Source organism: Pantoea sp. Ep11b (assembly GCF_040783975.1).
In the GTDB taxonomy this organism is placed as follows: Bacteria; Pseudomonadota; Gammaproteobacteria; order Enterobacterales; family Enterobacteriaceae; genus Pantoea.
Genome location: NZ_CP160631.1, coordinates 2280535 through 2296321 on the forward strand (window position 1 = coordinate 2280535; position 15787 = coordinate 2296321).

Annotated in this window: 18 protein-coding genes; 12 read left to right on the top strand and 6 right to left on the bottom strand. The window is 59.5% G+C overall.

What is annotated here, in order from left to right:
• The first annotated feature begins 39 nt into the window (after nucleotides 1-39).
• The 5 genes from AB1748_RS10820 (at nucleotide 40) to AB1748_RS10840 (ending at nucleotide 2814) form a co-directional block, all read left to right on the top strand.
• The gene (locus tag AB1748_RS10820) at nucleotides 40-309 is read left to right on the top strand and encodes a hypothetical protein (protein WP_111140346.1); all 270 of its coding nucleotides are present in this window, start codon (nucleotides 40-42) and stop codon (nucleotides 307-309) included.
• Nucleotides 310-318: 9 nt separating this feature from the next.
• A complete protein-coding gene (locus AB1748_RS10825; protein ID WP_111140347.1) occupies nucleotides 319-756 on the top strand; it encodes a PTS sugar transporter subunit IIA in 438 nt (145 codons plus the stop codon).
• Nucleotides 753-1376: a glucokinase gene (locus AB1748_RS10830; RefSeq protein WP_111140348.1), complete on the top strand. Its 624-nt coding sequence runs from the start codon at nucleotides 753-755 to the stop codon at nucleotides 1374-1376. The genes AB1748_RS10825 and AB1748_RS10830 overlap by 4 nt, the downstream gene beginning before the upstream one ends.
• Nucleotides 1345-1785 (top strand): thiol-disulfide oxidoreductase DCC family protein, encoded by a 441-nt coding sequence (locus tag AB1748_RS10835; protein WP_111140349.1) that lies wholly within the window; start codon nucleotides 1345-1347, stop codon nucleotides 1783-1785. The genes AB1748_RS10830 and AB1748_RS10835 overlap by 32 nt, the downstream gene beginning before the upstream one ends.
• Before the next feature lie 129 nt (nucleotides 1786-1914).
• Nucleotides 1915-2814 carry a LysR family transcriptional regulator gene (locus tag AB1748_RS10840; RefSeq protein ID WP_111140350.1) on the top strand — a complete coding sequence of 300 codons (900 nt, stop codon included), beginning with the start codon at nucleotides 1915-1917 and terminating at the stop codon, nucleotides 2812-2814.
• Here AB1748_RS10840 and AB1748_RS10845 read toward each other — a convergent pair.
• The 4 genes from AB1748_RS10845 to AB1748_RS10860 form a co-directional block, all read right to left on the bottom strand.
• Entirely contained in the window at nucleotides 2789-3598 is an 810-nt protein-coding gene (locus AB1748_RS10845; RefSeq protein WP_111140351.1) for a substrate-binding domain-containing protein, read from the bottom strand. The two genes, AB1748_RS10840 and AB1748_RS10845, sit on opposite strands and share 26 nt — an antisense overlap.
• 9 nt (nucleotides 3599-3607) lie before the next feature.
• On the bottom strand, nucleotides 3608-4915 hold the full coding sequence (locus tag AB1748_RS10850; RefSeq protein ID WP_367396342.1) for an MFS transporter: 1308 nt from the start codon (nucleotides 4913-4915) through the stop codon (nucleotides 3608-3610).
• 452 nt (nucleotides 4916-5367) lie between these two features.
• A complete protein-coding gene (locus AB1748_RS10855; RefSeq protein ID WP_367395483.1) occupies nucleotides 5368-5601 on the bottom strand; it encodes a hypothetical protein in 234 nt (77 codons plus the stop codon).
• Between the two features lie 268 nt (nucleotides 5602-5869).
• Nucleotides 5870-6199, bottom strand: coding sequence for a cupin domain-containing protein (locus AB1748_RS10860; protein WP_293770001.1), 330 nt, complete (start codon nucleotides 6197-6199; stop codon nucleotides 5870-5872).
• Nucleotides 6200-6338: 139 nt separating this feature from the next.
• On the opposite strand from AB1748_RS10860, the gene AB1748_RS10865 reads away from it, so the two are divergent.
• The 5 genes from AB1748_RS10865 to AB1748_RS10885 all read left to right on the top strand — a co-directional run bounded on the left by AB1748_RS10865 (nucleotide 6339) and on the right by AB1748_RS10885 (nucleotide 11444).
• Entirely contained in the window at nucleotides 6339-6977 is a 639-nt protein-coding gene (locus AB1748_RS10865) for an RpiB/LacA/LacB family sugar-phosphate isomerase (RefSeq protein ID WP_111140355.1), read from the top strand.
• 208 nt (nucleotides 6978-7185) lie between these two features.
• Nucleotides 7186-8301, top strand: a complete 1116-nt coding sequence (locus AB1748_RS10870; RefSeq protein WP_111140356.1) for an ABC transporter substrate-binding protein — start codon at nucleotides 7186-7188, stop codon at nucleotides 8299-8301.
• Between the two features lie 164 nt (nucleotides 8302-8465).
• Nucleotides 8466-8873 (top strand): DUF2231 domain-containing protein, encoded by a 408-nt coding sequence (locus AB1748_RS10875; protein ID WP_111140357.1) that lies wholly within the window; start codon nucleotides 8466-8468, stop codon nucleotides 8871-8873.
• 12 nt (nucleotides 8874-8885) lie between these two features.
• A complete protein-coding gene (locus AB1748_RS10880; RefSeq protein ID WP_111140358.1) occupies nucleotides 8886-10187 on the top strand; it encodes a sorbosone dehydrogenase family protein in 1302 nt (433 codons plus the stop codon).
• 624 nt (nucleotides 10188-10811) lie between these two features.
• Nucleotides 10812-11444: a DapH/DapD/GlmU-related protein gene (locus AB1748_RS10885; RefSeq protein WP_111140359.1), complete on the top strand. Its 633-nt coding sequence runs from the start codon at nucleotides 10812-10814 to the stop codon at nucleotides 11442-11444.
• A gap of 14 nt (nucleotides 11445-11458) precedes the next feature.
• Here AB1748_RS10885 and AB1748_RS10890 read toward each other — a convergent pair whose 3' ends face one another.
• Both AB1748_RS10890 and AB1748_RS10895 read right to left on the bottom strand, forming a co-directional pair.
• Entirely contained in the window at nucleotides 11459-12340 is an 882-nt protein-coding gene (locus tag AB1748_RS10890; RefSeq protein ID WP_111140360.1) for an EamA family transporter, read from the bottom strand.
• Nucleotides 12337-13542: an MFS transporter gene (locus tag AB1748_RS10895; protein WP_367395484.1), complete on the bottom strand. Its 1206-nt coding sequence runs from the start codon at nucleotides 13540-13542 to the stop codon at nucleotides 12337-12339. Before AB1748_RS10895 ends, AB1748_RS10890 begins: the two co-directional genes overlap by 4 nt.
• Nucleotides 13543-13667: 125 nt before the next feature.
• Here AB1748_RS10895 and AB1748_RS10900 point away from each other — a divergent pair, with 125 nt between their 5' ends.
• Complete coding sequence (locus tag AB1748_RS10900; RefSeq protein ID WP_111140362.1) at nucleotides 13668-14123, top strand: helix-turn-helix domain-containing protein; 456 nt, start codon at nucleotides 13668-13670, stop codon at nucleotides 14121-14123.
• A gap of 224 nt (nucleotides 14124-14347) precedes the next feature.
• Complete coding sequence (locus AB1748_RS10905; RefSeq protein WP_367395485.1) at nucleotides 14348-15775, top strand: cytosine permease; 1428 nt, start codon at nucleotides 14348-14350, stop codon at nucleotides 15773-15775.
• Nucleotides 15776-15787 lie beyond the last annotated feature (12 nt).

The following is a 15787-nucleotide window of genomic DNA, read 5'->3' on the forward strand; positions in this document are numbered from 1 at the left end:
CGCTGAGTGACCCCGACAGAGCCGGGGACAGGAGAGCCTATGTTCGGATTTTTAAAAAAGTCAGCGGCACCGGACACCGCTGACGAGCAGCAGCAGGATCATCTGGCAGAGATCAGTCGCGAGAAAATCACGCAACTGGAAGAGCAGCTGGCGAGGAATCCACGGCACGGCGAAACGCAGAAGGCGTTGATGCTGGAATATAACCGGGCATTGAGTTTATTTGCCAGAAGCCGCCGCTACCGCAATGAAATTGATGGGCTGTTTGTGAAAATCGATGAACTGCGCAACGTGGTTCGCCAGTCGGTTTAAGGAGTGGTGATGACGATTAAGCAGTTATTGCAAGAGGCCAATGCCATCCAGATCGGGATTGACGCCACGGACTGGCGTCAGGTTATCGCGCTGGCCGCGGCCCCGCTGGTGAGAGGGGGATATCTGTCGGCCTCCTATCCTGACGCCGTGATCGCCAATACGCTGACGCATGGCGCCTATTATGTTTTTGAAGAGGGGATCGCGATCCCCCATGCGCGACCGGAAGCCGGGGTCATCCGCGACTGTTTCAGCATGATCCTGCTGAATGAGCCGATCTCGTTTGAGGGCAGCGACAAGGCGGACATTGTGATCATGTTTGGCGCCCGCGACAGTAATGCCCATATCGAAGAGGGGATCCGGGCGATTGTGTCGCTGCTGGAGGATGAGCAGACGCTGGTCAGACTCCGTCAGGCCGCGAGCGTTGCGGAGGTCATCGACATCCTATGACGCTGAAAACTCCCCCTAAACGTGTGGTGCTGGTGAACGGCATTCCGGCGTCTGGCAAAAGCACCCTGACGCACGCGCTGTCGCACCACTTTGGCTGGCCTGTGCTGACGCTCGACAGCCTGAAGGAGCCCTTTATGGCCTGCTTTGCGCCGGTGGACCGCCAGCGTAACCGGCAGCTGGGCTGCGCTGCCTATCAGGCGATCTGGAACATTGTCGGGCAGTCACCGGCTACGCCTGTCTGGCTCATCGACGCCTGGTTTGGCTTCCAGCCGCGTGCGCTGCTGGAGCAGGGACTGAAACAGGCGGGTGTCGGCGAGGTGCTGGAGCTGTGGCTGAAGATCGATCCAGACGTGGCGGTGGCGCGCTATCAGGCGCGGCTCTCGCAGCGGCAGCCCGGTCATCCGGGGGCGGAGTATCTGCCGGAGCTGCACCAGCTGGCGCAACGGGCGCGGCCCATGGCGCTGGGGCCGCTCTGTGAGGTCAACGCCTGCGCGCAGGATCATGCGGCCGTTTTCCAGTGGTTACAGCAGCAACTCAGCAGAACCCGCTACACTTCAGCTCATCATCTGAAAAGTGAGGCGTTGCAGGATGTCGTCACCCCCCTGTCTGCAAACCGGTGAAAGCGTCGTGCTTTATGACGGCGTCTGTAAGCTCTGCAATGGCTGGGTTCAGTTCCTGCTGCGCCACCATCTGGCGCGGCAGGTTCGTTTTGCCTCGGTGCAGAGCGAGCAGGGCAAGGCGCTGCTGCGCTGGGCCGGACTGCCGGAAGAAAACGTCAGCACCATTGTCTATATTGCCGATAATCAGCACTGGCTGCGGGCGCAGGCGGTGTTTCGTGTTATGCAGCATCTGCCGGCACCCTGGCGTGCTCTGGCGGTGCTGCGGCACTTTCCGGATGCCATCAGCAATTTTGCCTATGACCGCATTGCCCTGAACCGCTATAAACTGTTCGGCCGCTACAGCAGCCAGCACGCCATCACACCCGATTATCCTGAGCGATTTCTGCATGAGGTTTCGTCGCCGCACTGATCTGTGACAGGCGGCCATGAGCTGAGCTGAAATCAATGATATCCTTAACGTTATTGCTTAATTCCGGCGCGTCATGGCATCGCAGTGACAGGGCAGAAACCGGGCTGACAGACTAAGGACAGAAGGGGTATGCCGGTTAATTTCGATCTCAACGACCTCTACGCGTTTCGCGCGCTGGTGGAGTTTGGCAATTTTCGCCTGGCGGCGGAGTCGATCTGCCTTTCCCAGTCGGCCCTGAGCCGCCGGATAGATAAGCTGGAAACCGCGCTGGGCATCAAACTGTTTGAACGAACGACCCGTCGCGTCACGCTGACGCTGAAAGGGCATGCGTTTGCGCAGCGGTCGGACAAGCTGCTGGCCGATTTTGAAGAGGTGATGGCCGATCTCAGTGAGGTGAGTTTAGCCCGTACGGGCCTGATCACCGTAGCCTGCGTGCCGTCCGCCGCCTACTACTTCATGCCCAGCATCATCCGGCTGTTTCAGACGCGCTATCCCAGAGTGCGGGTCAAACTGATCGACAGCAGCGCAGCCAATGTCTACGACGCGGTGATCGGCGGGCAGGCTGACTTCGGCATCAGTTTTTCCGGCCGCTCGCAGCCGGATGTTCACTTTCAGCCGCTGATGGATGACCCCTATGTGGCTGCCTGTCGCCGCGATCATCCGATCGCAAATAAAAAGAGTCTGAGCTGGCGGGAGTTCTATCAGTCTGAGTGGATCGGGCTGGATAAAACCTCCGGCAACCGCAACCTGCTGGATCAGGCGTTGCAGGCGATCATGCCAGAGAAGCCCTGTGTCTGTGAAACCCGGCACGTCACGACCATGCTGGGGATGGTTGAGGCGGGGCTGGGCATTGCTGCTGTCCCCGCCATGTCGATGCCGGAATACGATCACGCCCTGCTGATGGCCGTGCCGCTAACCGACCCCCAGGTGAAACGCACCGTGGGTCTGTTGCGTAAAAATGGCCGGACGCTGTCCCATATCGCCAGCGAGCTGGAAAACCTGATTATTGAACAGTATCAGCGGCTTTAACCGGGGCGGCCGCTTTCACGCTGTGCAGGCCGCTGTCATGAACCGCCTGCTGTGCGTCGGGTGAGGCGAGCCAGTGTAACAGCTTCGCTGCCTCGTCCGGCTGGGCGGACTGGCGCACCACGGCACCGGCGAAACGGGTGGTGTACTGCACCTTGTCCGGCAATTCACCAATAAAGGTGACGCCCTGGACCGGCAGCAGCTCGCTCACCTGCTGGAAGCCGATGGCATATTTCCCGGCGGCGACCTCCGAGGCTACCGGAATACGCTCCACCTTCACCGCCTTCGCCTTGACCTGATCCTCAATTCCCAGCCGCGTAAACAGCTGGCTGCTGACATACCTGCCGCTGGCGCTGTCGGAATAGGCGATAGACTGCGCGTTCAGCAGGGTCGTGCGCAGCTCGCTTTCCGTGCCGATCTTCACCGGCGTCGCGCCCTTTTTAATGACGGCACCGATGCGGGAGTCGGCGAGTTCAACCCGTGAGCCTGGCAGCGTCTTTCCCTGCTTTTGCAGCTCGCCCAGCGCATCGCCGACCATGATCACCACATCGGCCGGTTCACCGCGCGCCAGTCGCGCCGGGATCGCCTGTGGCGTCCTGCCCATCGACGGCCCGGCCACCGTATTGATAGTGATCCCTTCCTGCCTGGCAAAGCGGGGCGACAGGGTATCCCACGCCGCTTTAAACCCGCCGGAGATCATCACCGTCAGCTCTCTGGCCTGCGCCGTGGCACTGCCTGTCACGCTGGACAGCAGGGCGGCGTACAACGCGATTTTTTTCAGTTTCATCTTCATTCCTTAGCTAACCGTTTCATGGGCAGGTGATACGACACTGCGGGTACGACGATAGAGATAGAGTGTGGCCCCCAGCGCACAGACAGCCGCGAAGCTCATCCAGTAGCCCGGCGAGGCTTTGTCGCCGGTCAGCTCAATCAGTCCGGTCGACATTACCGGCGTAAAGCCGCCAAACAGTGCCGTTGCCAGACTGTAGGCCAGCGAGAATCCGGCAACACGCACTTCCGCCGGCATGATTTCGGTCAGCGCCGGGATCATCGCGCCGTTGTAGAGACCGTAGATCATCGACAGCCACAGCAGCACGCCCAGCATCATCGAGAAGCCCGGTGCTGCCGCCAGCAGGCTCAGCGCCGGATAGCTGGTCGCCATCGCCAGCAGGGTCATAGCGACCAGAACCGGTTTACGGCCAAAACGGTCGGAGAGTGCACCACCAATCGGCAGCCAGATAAAGTTCGAGATTGCCACCAGCAGCGTGACCAGCAGGCTGTCAGAGGCACTGAGCAGCAGCACCTTCTTACCAAAGGTAGGGGCGTACACCGTAATCAGATAGAACGCGGTGGTGGTCATCGCCACCATCAGCATCCCGGCAATTACCACCTGCCAGTTGTTCAGCAGGATGCGGAAGACCTGACGCACCTCAGGATGGCTGCGGCGATTGTTAAACTCCTGGGTCTCTTCCAGCTTGCGACGCAGTACAAAAATAAAGGGCACGATCAGGCAGCCAAACAGGAACGGAATACGCCAGCCCCATTCGCGGATGGCACTTTCTGCCAGCACGACGTTGAGGATAAAGCCCATCGCCGCTGCCACCATGATCGCGACCTGCTGACTGCCCGACTGCCAGCTGGTGTAAAAGCCCTTCCGGCCGGGCGTGGCGATCTCGGCCAGATAGACGGATACGCCGCCCAGCTCTGCACCGGCAGAGAAGCCCTGCAGTAAACGGCCGATCAGCACCAGCAGCGGAGCCCACAGGCCGATGCTCTGGTAAGAGGGGATCAGCACGATCATAAAGGTGCCCGCCGCCATAATAGAGAGCGTGACAATCAGCCCCTTGCGACGGCCGACTTTATCGATATAGGCCCCCAGCACCACGGCGCCAATCGGCCGCATCAGGAAGCCCGCCCCGAACACGGCAAAGGTCATCATCAGTGACGCGAACTCACTGCTGGCCGGGAAGAAGGTATGTGCGATATAGGTGGCATAGAAACCGAACAGGAAGAAATCGAACTGTTCGAGAAAATTGCCCGAGGTTACACGGAAAATAGCGCCAATCCTGGCGCGGTGGGTCATGGGTGAGGTCGTCTGCATCAGTAACTCCAGTAAGGTATGACGCTTTTAGCCGCGCCTGTTGCAGAAGAGTGGATCAGCGTCCGCAGCTAAATAAGTGCAAAAAGCGCATAGATTGATGAGCCTGACGCATGATTGCCGGGCGGTACTACCGAAAAGGTTTAGGATTCAGCAGGTTGAAACAGAGGCCGTCTGCCTCCTGTTTGTGAACCGTGCTGATGTGAGTTTGCGGAAATGTGACAGAATTCATAAGCGTGTTACGCACAGAAGGGAAGCTGATCGGCGGATCGATCCGCTGCTACCGCTCTCCGGCGCACAAAGTCAGGATAACCGAAAACGCGTGGTTTCAGAGCCGGGGTTACTTCACAGGCAGGATAAGGAGAGTGACACGTCTGAACAGCAGAGGGTTCAGACGTGAAGAGCGAGAATCCATAAAGACATCGGGGCGGTACACTGCTGCCACAGAGAGAAAGCACTCATTTTTTTGCCATCAGCATCGTCAGCAGTTCCCGGCAGCAGGCTTCTTCTTCGGCGCTGTCCGCAGAGGCCAGATAGCGCAGCAGCTCCATGCAGCTTTTTTCCTTACCCGCTTCCAGTAACTCTTCGATCAGAAAATTCAGTTTCTCCTGCTCAGACGCCGCGAAGGAGGAGCCGAACTCATTTTTCACCGGGACGATGTGATTCGCCGGCAAGGTAAGGGTGTTCTGCATTGGCATATTTTTATCCTTTTCTGGGTTAAAAAACGTACTGGTGTTGCTATTAAACTTATACAACGATCCCGGATTTGTACAGAAATGTGCCGGACTGATTTTCGGGCTGACGCGAAGCGCAGCGCGGGCTGGAGGTAAATCCCTGCTTATCATTCAGTTAGCGTGGAGGCGCCATTCATAAAATTTTTTGCAGTCCGGTCAGACGAGGCGGCGGGAAAAAGCAGATGCTGGCGGGAGAGGAAAACGGCGGCCCGATGAGCCGCCCCTCCTATTTTGCGGACAGGAACGCTTCCCGCTGCGGTGTGAAGGTATCCAGCAGCACGCCCGCTTCCAGACAGACACAGCCATGCACCACATCCGGCGCCTTATAGAGCGTGTCTCCGGCGCCGACTTCACGCGTTTCGCCATCAATAGTGAAGGCGAAGCGACCGCGCAGTACGTAAGTCAGCTGCTCATGAGGATGATGATGCAGCGGTCCGATCGCCCCGGTTTCAAAGGTGACTTCGACCGCCATCAGGCTGCCGCCGTGCGCCAGTATCCGGCGCGTTACCCCCTGGCCGAGGTCCTCGACTGGCTGCGCGTTATGAAAGATAAACATGGTTAACCTCCGTTGATGACCCGACGTGCGGTCGCCAATTTGTGATGGCACTCACAGCCCGCAGCCCAATTAGTCCATGCACTTTACTCACTTTTCATTAAAATGAAACGGTGTTTCAATTAATTTATGAGGGCAGATCATGAAAATCGCATTAATGATGGAAAACAGCCAGGCCGCTAAAAATGCCATTGTGCTGAAAGAGCTGGAAGGCGTCGCACAGCCGCTGGGCCATCAGGTCTTCAACGTCGGGATGAGCGACGAGCAGGATCACGCGCTCACCTATATTCATCTTGGCATTCAGGCCAGCGTGCTGCTGAACAGTCAGGCCGTGGATTTTGTGGTCGCAGGGTGCGGGACCGGACAGGGTGCGCTGATGTCGCTGAACCTTCATCCGGGCGTGGTGTGCGGCTACTGCATCGATCCGGCGGATGCGTACCTGTTTGCGCAAATCAACAACGGTAACGCGCTCTCTCTGCCTTTCGCCAAAGGCTTTGGCTGGGGCGCAGAACTTAACCTGCGCTTTATTTTTGAAAAAGCCTTCACTGGGGAAAAAGGACACGGCTATCCGCCAGAGCGCAAAGAGCCGCAGGTGCGTAATGCCGGTCTGCTGAACCAGGTCAAAGCCGCCATGCTGAAAGAGAACTATCTCGACACCCTGCGCGCCCTCGATCCTGAGCTGGTGCGAACCGCCGTCAGCGGCCCGCGTTTTCAGCAGTGCCTGTCTGAGCAGGGGAAAAATCAGGAGATCATCGCCTTTGTGCGTCAGCTGACGCACTGACGACGGCCCCGAGCGGAGGCCGGTGCGACCGGCCTTTTACTCTCTTTCCGCCTGTCATCACCTCTTTACCGGCCATAACCCGCCCGTCTGCTTCCCGCCGGAGCCGTGAAAAACATTTCACCGAATGACTTCCCCTGACTGCCATTTTAGGTAATAGTAACGCCGCTTTACATTAATAATTCTCATTATCATTTATGTGGGTTTGACGATGAAAAAATGGTTTTTAGCGTTGGGGATGCTCGCGCTGGCAGGGACGGCTTCGGCCAAAGTAATCACTGACGTCGCAGGCCGTCAGGTTGACGTGCCACAGGAAGCAAAACGCATCATTCTGGGTGAGGGCCGTCAAATCTATCTGCTGGCTGCATTTGATACAGACGCGCCGTTCAGCCGGGTGATCGGCTGGCGTGACGACCTGCCGAAAGCGGACTGGGATGGTTATCAGGCCTATGAAAAACGCTATCCGCAAATTAAAAAATTACCGACCTTTGGCGGCGCAAAAGATGGCACCTTCAACGTTGAGCAGGCGTTAACCCTGAAGCCCGATCTGGTGCTGATGAACCTGGAGTCAAAGGCCGCCACGGATGAGGGCAAGCTGATTGAAAAACTGCAGGCCGTAGGCGTGCCGGTGGTATTCATCGACTTCCGCGAAGCCCCGTTTGTGAACGCAGAGAAAAGCATCCGCATTATGGGCGAACTGGTGAATAAGCCAGCGCGTGCCCAGGAGATCATCACCTTCCGCCAGCAGCAGATCGAGCGGGTCACTTCACGACTGAAAAACTTCACCGGCTATCGCCCGAAAGTGATGATTGATCGTGCGGGCGGCTACAGCGATGAGTGCTGCATGTCCTTTGGCAGTGAGAACTTCGGGCAGATGGTGGAGATAGCAGGCGGGCGTAACATTGCGAAAGGCGTGATCCCAGGCACCTTCGGCACCCTGAACCCGGAGCAGATCATCGCCAGCCAGCCGGATGTGGTGGTCGTGACCGGTGCGAACTGGAAGAACTACAATACCGTGGGCAAATGGGTCGGCGTCGGCCCGGGGGCGAATGTCACCGAAGCCACGGCGCGTCTTAAAGCACTGATGACGCGCGATGCGTTCAAAACCCTGCCGGTGGCGCATAACGGCCATGTCCATGCCATCTGGCACCAGTTCTACGACAGCCCTTATCAGTTTGTCGCGATCCAGGCGCTGGCGAAGTGGCTCCATCCCGATCTGTTTGCCGATCTCGATCCGGATGCCACCTTCCGTGAGTTTCACGAGAAGTTCCTGCCGCTGCCTTATCAGCCAGGATACTGGGTCACGCTGCCCGCCGACAAGTCCTGACAGCGCGGGATGACAGGGACGTCATCCGCCTGTTTTGCAATTCCTCCTGAATAAACCCTCTGTTTCTCTTCAGATTTACTAATCTTTTAAAGGCGCGGGGTCGGTTGCTGTCAGCAGCGCGACGTCTGACCTGGTCCGCATTCACGTAAAAAATGGAGAGAAACATGCGCAATACCCTGGGAAGATCGGCGTTTGCCGTGACGCTTTACGCTCTGCTGGAGCCGGTGCCGCTGGGCTTTTTTGTCGCGGCCTGGCTGTTCGATATTCTCTACATGCAGACCTTTGTGCTGTTCTGGACCGATGCCGCAGGCTGGCTGATTGCGCTGGGGCTGATACTGGCTATCGTGCCGCGCATCATCGCCCTGGTCTATCTGTTTCGCGGCAGCGACAGCGCAGAAAAGGGCCATTTCTGGCTCTGGCTGGTCGCGATTGTCATCGCCATCGTCAATGCGTTTATTCATAGCCGTGATGCGGCCGCGGTCATTCCGCTGGGCGTTACGCTTTCGACGCTGGTGGTGGCGCTGCTGCTGCTGGCGAATGTGCAACTTGCGTTACGCCACCGTAGCGCTTAAGGAGGAGCCATCATGAAAAGAACGCATAAAACGCTGCTGGCGCTGTCTGTGACGGCCCTGCTGGCAGGCTGCGATCAGGGCGCGCAGGTCGATCCACAGAAACAGACGGGTGCCAATCCCGAACTGCCGCAGGCGCGCAATTTCTTTATGCCGCCGATGCAGGTGCCGGAAGGCACACCCTGGAAAGCGGGCGAAATGCCGAAAGTGGCGCAGGGGCTGAAAATCGAGAAGATCGCAGAGAATCTGCAGCATCCGCGTCAGGTTTACGTGCTGCCAAATAATGATGTGCTGGTGGCGGAATCGAATGGCCCGCCCAAGCCGACTACCCGGCCGAAACAGCTGATCATGGGGATCGTGCAGAAAGCCTCCGGCAAGGGCGGCGCGGGCGGTAACCGCATCACGCTGCTGCGCAACGTGGACGGCAAATGGGAACAGCATCGCTTTATTGAGAATCTCCACTCGCCGTTCGGGATGCAGCTGATTGGCAACACGCTCTATGTGGCGAATGCTGACAGCCTGGTGAAATTCCCCTATCGCGAAGGCGACACAGAGATCCGCACCGCGCCGGAAGAGGTGACGGAACTGCCGGGCGGGCCCATTAACCACCACTGGACCAAGGCGCTGCTAGCCAGCCCCGATGGCAGCAAGCTCTATGTCGGGGTCGGTTCCAACAGTAACGTGACCGAGAACGGCATCGGCGCAGAGTATCGCCGTGCTGCGGTGCTGGAAGTAGACGCGGCCAGCGGCGCCAGCCGGATCTACGCCAGCGGGTTGCGCAATCCTACCGGCTTACAGTGGGAACCGCAGAGCGGTAAGCTCTGGGCGGTGGTCAACGAGCGCGATGAGATCGGCTCCGACCTGGTGCCCGACTATATGACCTCGGTAGAGGAGAAAGGCTTCTACGGCTGGCCCTACAGCTACTTTGGTCAGCATGTCGATACCCGCGCGGAACCGCAGCGTCCCGATCTGGTGGAAAAAGCGATCAAGCCTGACTATGCGCTGAGTTCGCACGTTGCGCCGCTGGGTCTGCTGTTCTATGGGGCGGATAACATGCCGCAGTACAAAGGCGGCGCGTTTATCAGCGAGCATGGCAGCTGGAACCGTACGCCGCTGAATGGCTACAAGGTTATCTGGGTGAAATTTGAAAACGGTAAGCCGGTGGGTGAGCCGCAGACGGTGGTCTCTGGCTTCCTGACGGATGACGAAAAACAGGTGCGGGGCCTGCCGGTCGGCCTGGCCAGCGATAAACAGGGCGGGGTCCTGATCGCAGACGATGCGGGCAATACCGTGTGGCGTATCAGCGCCGCCAACTAGCCTCTGCCCGGAGAGCTGAAAAGCAGGCATAAAAAAAGGATTTGGCGCGTTGCCAAATCCTTTATTTTTTTGTCCGCCAGCCCGGCTGGTAACCGCGCTGCAGACGAGGTGCTCAGCACTCTCCACAAAAGAGATTGTAAAATGTGCGGCTAAGGATTTCAAGTTTCGCCATAATGCTGTATGTTTATACAGGTGTTGGGCGTTGGGTATCGCCTCGTGGTCGACTGGCCGCTCCCAGGGGCAGGTTTTTTAAAATCCCGGCAGGCATCAGGTGGTGCTGGCCTGTGGCTTTAACCATGAGTGCCGCTCAGCCCTCTCCACAAGATGTGCTCAGGCGCCCGGCGGGTAGAGTCAAAGCCCTGGTTGCCGAAAAGCGCGCTCCTGAAAAAGGAGAAGGAAAGTGATGGAACTGACTAAGCTGATTCTGGATCTGATCCGGGTCATCTTGCAGATCATCGTTGCCCTTATGCAACTGACCGGTCAGGCAGGTTAACCGGAACTTGAAACAAGGCGGAGCTAACCACTCCGCCTTTTTTCTTTGTCAATTCTCTGTCATCAGAAGCGGATAAGGTGGTGCGGCAAAAGCACGTCGCAGGGGATGTGCTTATCCGGATTGGGAATGCTATGTCCATTGTTGCCGTTATGCCTGCCCCCTTAGCCCACACCAGGATCGACGAGAGTGTGCGGATGCGGGAAACCACCGTGGGTCAGCAGTGTGAAATCCTGGCGCACAGCCTGCTGGAATACAGCGAGCTGGGCGACTTCTCCTATGTCGGCGAGCACTGCTGCCTGGCCGACACCCAGGTAGGGCGCTTCTGCGCTATCGCCAACCAGGTGCGCCTTGGCGCGCCGAACCATCCGATGGATCGCGCCTCTCAGCATCGCTTCACCTACTGCCCGGAGTATTACCATCCCGACGCCCGCCGCGATCGGCCCTTCTTTGCGGCCCGCCGGGCCGATCGGGTGATCATCGGTCATGACGTCTGGATCGGGCATGGCGTGATCGTGCTGCCTGGCGTCACCGTCGGTGATGGGGCGGTGCTGGCCGCGGGCGCGGTGGTGACCCGCGACGTCGCGCCCTACAGCGTGGTGGGCGGCGTCCCGGCCCGGCCGCTGCGGATGCGGTTTTCGCCCGCCATTGCCGCCCGTCTGCAGCGTATCGCCTGGTGGAACTGGCCGCTGGAGAAGCTGATGGCAAACCTGGCCGACTTTCAGCACGGCGACATTGAGGCGTTCTGCCAGCGGCACGCGGTATAGCCCCTGAGGCGTCATCAGACGCGCAGGCCGATGCGGCGCGCCAGTCGCGGCCCATAGAGCCCCACGGCCAGTCCGGTCACGATCAGCAACAGTGCAGCGATTTTCTGCGTGGAAAGCGTTTCGCCAAAGATCGCCACCGAACCCAGAATGCCAAAAACGGGCACCAGCAGCGACAGGGGCGCAACCGTGGAGACCGGGTAGCGCTTCAGCAAGCCGTTCCACACCCAGTAGCCCAGCAGGGTATTGGGATAGGCCTGGAACAGAATAGAGAGCAGGGCAAGGCTGTCGGCGTGGCTGTACAGCGCCCGATAGCCCGCCATGCCGTTGACCACTCCATCCAGCAGAAAGAGCGGCAGGGGCGCAAAGGCGGATGACCAGACCAGAAACGCAAACACCTGCCGGGTGCCGGCTCTCTTGCTGATGATGTTGGCCGCGCTCCAGGCTATCGCTCCCGCCAGCACCAGCAGCACGCCGGAGATCGTCACCGAGCCATCGGTGATGAAAAATATCGACAGCAGTCCGGCGCAGGCGATGAGCCCACCGGCGATCTGATAGCGGCTCAGTCGCTCGCGAAAAACCAGGCTGCCGAGCAGCAGGGTAAAGAAGGCACTGAACTGCAACAGCAGTGAAGCGATGCCCGCCGACAGCCCGGCCTGAATCCCCAGGTTCACCAGCCCCCAGAGGCCGATCCCGAACACCAGCCCATAGCCGATCAGGTAGCGCCACGGCACGTCCGGTTTTTTGATAAAGAGTATCGCGGGCAGAGCGCAGAGCGTGAAGCGGATCCCAGCCAGCAGAAAGGGATCGACCGCGTGCAGCCCCAGCTTAATCACCGAGAAGTTCACGCCCCAGATGGCCGTGATGAGCACGGCGAGCAGCAGATGAGAGAGTTTCATGCGTGACGGGTTCCTGACCAGTAGAGAAAGGCGGCAGCACTGACGGCGGCCCCGCCAGCGCAGACACCATACCATCCGCAGTGTGCAAACAGCTGGGTGGCGGCAAAGGCGCCCAGCGCACTGCCGAGGGAGTAAAAGCACATGTAGGCACCGACCAGCCGGCTCGCCGCATCCGGCCGGGCCGCCACGATCAGGCTCTGGTTGATGACATGAACCGTCTGGATCGCGAAGTCGAGCAGGATCACCCCGACCACCATCAGCAGCAGCGAATGCGGCAGCGCGGCAACGGGCAGCCAGGCGAAGGTCAGCAGCGCCAGTGCAAAGCCGGTGGCGCGCTGGCCCCGTCCCTGGTCAGCCCAGGCGCCTGCGCTGGCGGCCGCCAGCGCACCGGCCAGCCCTGCCAGGCCAAACAGGCCGATCTGAGTCTGCGACAGCGCCATCGTTGTCAGCGGCAGCGCCATGGAAGACCAGAGCATGCTGAAGGCGGCAAAGATCAGCAGAGCGAGGATCCCCCGGCTGCGCAGGCGGGGTTCTGTGCGAAAAAGCAGGAGAACCGACAGCAGGCGCTGCGGCCAGGCCGGTCGCTGCGCCTGACCGGCGGAGGCGGGCAGCACCTTCGCCAGGACCCCGGCGATCAGCAGTAACAGACAGGCGGCCGTAAAGTAGACCGCGCGCCAGCCTGCCAGATCCGCGATTGCCCCCGAAACAAACCGCGCCAGCAGGATCCCGATGACGATCCCGCTGGTGACGCTGCCGACCACCTGGCCACGCTGCGCCGGTGACGCCAGCATCGCGGCCCAGGCGACCATCAGTTGCGTGACCACCGCCATTAACCCCACCAGCAGCATCGCTGCGAGCAGCGTGAACAGGCCGGAGGCGCAGGCCGCTGCGGTCAGCGCCAGCGCGGAAAGCAGCAGCTGGGCAACCACCAGTTTTTTGCGGTTCACGCAGTCACCCAGCGGCACCAGAAGGAGCAACCCCAGGGCATAACCGATCTGCGTGGCCGTCACCACCGCGCCAGCGATGCCGGACGGGATCCGCAGGCTGACGGCGATGGACGCCAGCAACGGCTGCGCCGAGTACACGTTGGCGACCGCCAGCGCCGCAGTAAGCGAGAAGAGAAAAATCATCCGGGGTGAAAGCACCGGCGTTGCGGGGGCCGGTGGTCCGGCATCCCCGCGCCTGGAGGTCGTTGAGATCATCGTCTGGCCTTCGGGTTTTTATTTGAAACTGGATTGGCCATATCATTAACCGGGATGGTTTTTTTTTGCAACTTCTTTTCGGAGGGGCTAAGCTGGCACGGTTAACGGAGAAAGTGAGAGAAGAGATGGCGAAGCAGGAATCCCTGAGAACCAGCGAGTGTCCGGTTGCCCGCACCCTGGAGTCGATAGGTGAGCGCTGGTGCATGATGATCGTGCGTGAAGCCTTTGATGACGTCCGCCGGTTTGGTGATTTCCAGCGCAACCTGGGACTGGCGAAAAATATTCTGGCGTCGCGACTGAAGCAGCTGGTCGGGATCGGCGTGCTGGAAATTGCGCCCGCTTCCGATGGCAGCGCCTACCGCGAGTATCTCCTGACCGAAAGAGGCCGTGCGCTCTTTCCGGTGGTGGTGGCGATGCGGCAGTGGGGTGAGCGCTATCTGTTTGAGCAGGGCGAGACCCACTCGGTGCTGCTGGATAATGCGGAAGGCAGGCCGCTGCCGCGTCTGGAGGTTTACTCGGCGCAGGGTCAGAAGCTCGAACCCGCCGACTGCCATCGTCAGCGGGTGGTGGCGAAGGGATAACCCCTGGCGTTCTGACGCCGCCCTTTACCCTGCGGAAAAGACCCGGCCGCCCGCATTGCCGATCGTGCGTGCCGGTCTGTCGGTGTCATCACATTTTCCAATGACCGCCTGTCTTGTAACTTCCTGCCGCGCGTGACACTCTCCCTGATTGTATAGACATGTCATCTCAACCGGTCATCCGGCCCTGTTCGTTTTCTCTGACTCACTGCATCAGCGAGGGATCTATGTCGGTCAAATCATCTGCTACAGCGTATCCGGACGCGGCACAACCGCGCCTGTCAGAAACCCGCTCCATCGATTACATTCCGCTGCGCGAACGTCATGGGCATCCCTTCAGCCAGTTCACGCTCTGGTTTGGTGGCAACCTGCAAATCACCGCCATTGTTACCGGGGCGCTGGCTGTCGTACTGGGCGGCGATGTTGTCTGGTCGCTTGTCGGCTTACTGGTGGGGCAGATGATCGGCGCCGCGATCATGTCTTTGCATGCGCTGCAGGGCCCGCGCCTGGGCTTACCCCAGATGATAACCAGCCGCATGCAGTTCGGCGTTTACGGTGCGGTCATCCCCCTGGTGCTGGTCTGCATCATGTATGTGGGATTCTCCGCCAGCGGCACGGTACTGGCCGGACAGGCGCTGGCGAAACTGATCTCTGTCAGCAATGCCACCGGGATGATCGTGTTCAGCGCCCTGATCGTGGTGATTGCGGTGATGGGATATCGCGTGATCCATCAGCTGGGCAAGCTGGCGAGCGTGATTGGCGTGCTGGCCTTCGCGTATCTCTTTATCACGCTCTTTGCCACGCACGACCTGGCGGCCGTCTGGCAGAATCGCCACTTTACCCCGGCAAATTTCCTGCTGGCGGTGTCGCTCTCGTCATCCTGGCAGATCGCCTTTTGCCCCTATGTTTCCGACTACTCGCGCTATCTGCCTGCAGACGTCTCCGCGAAGAAACTGTTCGGTTCGGTGTTTGCCGGAACCGTACTCGGCACCCAGGCCTCGATGACGCTGGGGGTGATTGCCGCCGCGCTGGCCGGAAGTGCCTTCGCCGGTAATGAGGTGGGTTACATCGTTGGTCTGGGCAGTACCGCAGGCATGGCGATGGTGATCTACTTTGCCATCTGCTTCGGGAAGATTACCTTTACCACGCTCAACGCCTACGGAAGTTTTATGTCCCTGACCACCATCGTCTCCGGCTTTCGCCGGCAGACGACGCTGAGCCAGGGCGGGCGCATTCTGTTTGTCATCCTCATGGTCTCCGTGGCCTGCCTGATAGCCCTGCTCAGTGAACCGGCCTTCCTGAAATCCTTTACCCACTTCCTGCTGTTCCTGCTGGCCTTTTTTGTGCCGTGGAGCGCCATCAGCCTGACCGATTTCTATCTGATCACCCGCGGGCGGGTGGACGTTCCGGCGCTGGCCGATCCCGACGGCCGCTATGGCCGCTGGAACGTCGCGGGCATCGCCGTCTACGTTCTGGGGATGATGGTGCAGTTACCCTTTATCGATAATCCGCTGCATCATGGCTCGCTGACCTGGATTTTTGCCGGAAACGATGTCTCATGGATCGTGGGCTGGCTGGTGACGGCGCTGTTATGGTTCGTTGCCAGCCGCTGGGATCGCCGGGGCAGACCCGAACAGAACAGCCGCGCCCTGTAGCGCAAAAAGCCG

Excerpts from the sequence above, each read along its gene's own strand:
- AB1748_RS10820 (WP_111140346.1), top strand. The coding sequence starts at position 40 with ATGTTCGGATTTTTAAAAAAGTCAGCGGCACCGGACACCGCTGACGAG.
- AB1748_RS10825 (WP_111140347.1), top strand. The coding sequence starts at position 319 with ATGACGATTAAGCAGTTATTGCAAGAGGCCAATGCCATCCAGATCGGG.
- AB1748_RS10830 (WP_111140348.1), top strand. The coding sequence starts at position 753 with ATGACGCTGAAAACTCCCCCTAAACGTGTGGTGCTGGTGAACGGCATT.
- AB1748_RS10835 (WP_111140349.1), top strand. The coding sequence starts at position 1,345 with ATGTCGTCACCCCCCTGTCTGCAAACCGGTGAAAGCGTCGTGCTTTAT.
- AB1748_RS10840 (WP_111140350.1), top strand. The coding sequence starts at position 1,915 with ATGCCGGTTAATTTCGATCTCAACGACCTCTACGCGTTTCGCGCGCTG.
- AB1748_RS10845 (WP_111140351.1), bottom strand. The coding sequence starts at position 3,598 with ATGAAACTGAAAAAAATCGCGTTGTACGCCGCCCTGCTGTCCAGCGTG.
- AB1748_RS10855 (WP_367395483.1), bottom strand. The coding sequence starts at position 5,601 with ATGCAGAACACCCTTACCTTGCCGGCGAATCACATCGTCCCGGTGAAA.
- AB1748_RS10860 (WP_293770001.1), bottom strand. The coding sequence starts at position 6,199 with ATGTTTATCTTTCATAACGCGCAGCCAGTCGAGGACCTCGGCCAGGGG.
- AB1748_RS10865 (WP_111140355.1), top strand. The coding sequence starts at position 6,339 with ATGAAAATCGCATTAATGATGGAAAACAGCCAGGCCGCTAAAAATGCC.
- AB1748_RS10870 (WP_111140356.1), top strand. The coding sequence starts at position 7,186 with ATGAAAAAATGGTTTTTAGCGTTGGGGATGCTCGCGCTGGCAGGGACG.
- AB1748_RS10875 (WP_111140357.1), top strand. The coding sequence starts at position 8,466 with ATGCGCAATACCCTGGGAAGATCGGCGTTTGCCGTGACGCTTTACGCT.
- AB1748_RS10880 (WP_111140358.1), top strand. The coding sequence starts at position 8,886 with ATGAAAAGAACGCATAAAACGCTGCTGGCGCTGTCTGTGACGGCCCTG.
- AB1748_RS10885 (WP_111140359.1), top strand. The coding sequence starts at position 10,812 with ATGTCCATTGTTGCCGTTATGCCTGCCCCCTTAGCCCACACCAGGATC.
- AB1748_RS10890 (WP_111140360.1), bottom strand. The coding sequence starts at position 12,340 with ATGAAACTCTCTCATCTGCTGCTCGCCGTGCTCATCACGGCCATCTGG.
- AB1748_RS10895 (WP_367395484.1), bottom strand. The coding sequence starts at position 13,542 with ATGATCTCAACGACCTCCAGGCGCGGGGATGCCGGACCACCGGCCCCC.
- AB1748_RS10900 (WP_111140362.1), top strand. The coding sequence starts at position 13,668 with ATGGCGAAGCAGGAATCCCTGAGAACCAGCGAGTGTCCGGTTGCCCGC.
- AB1748_RS10905 (WP_367395485.1), top strand. The coding sequence starts at position 14,348 with ATGTCGGTCAAATCATCTGCTACAGCGTATCCGGACGCGGCACAACCG.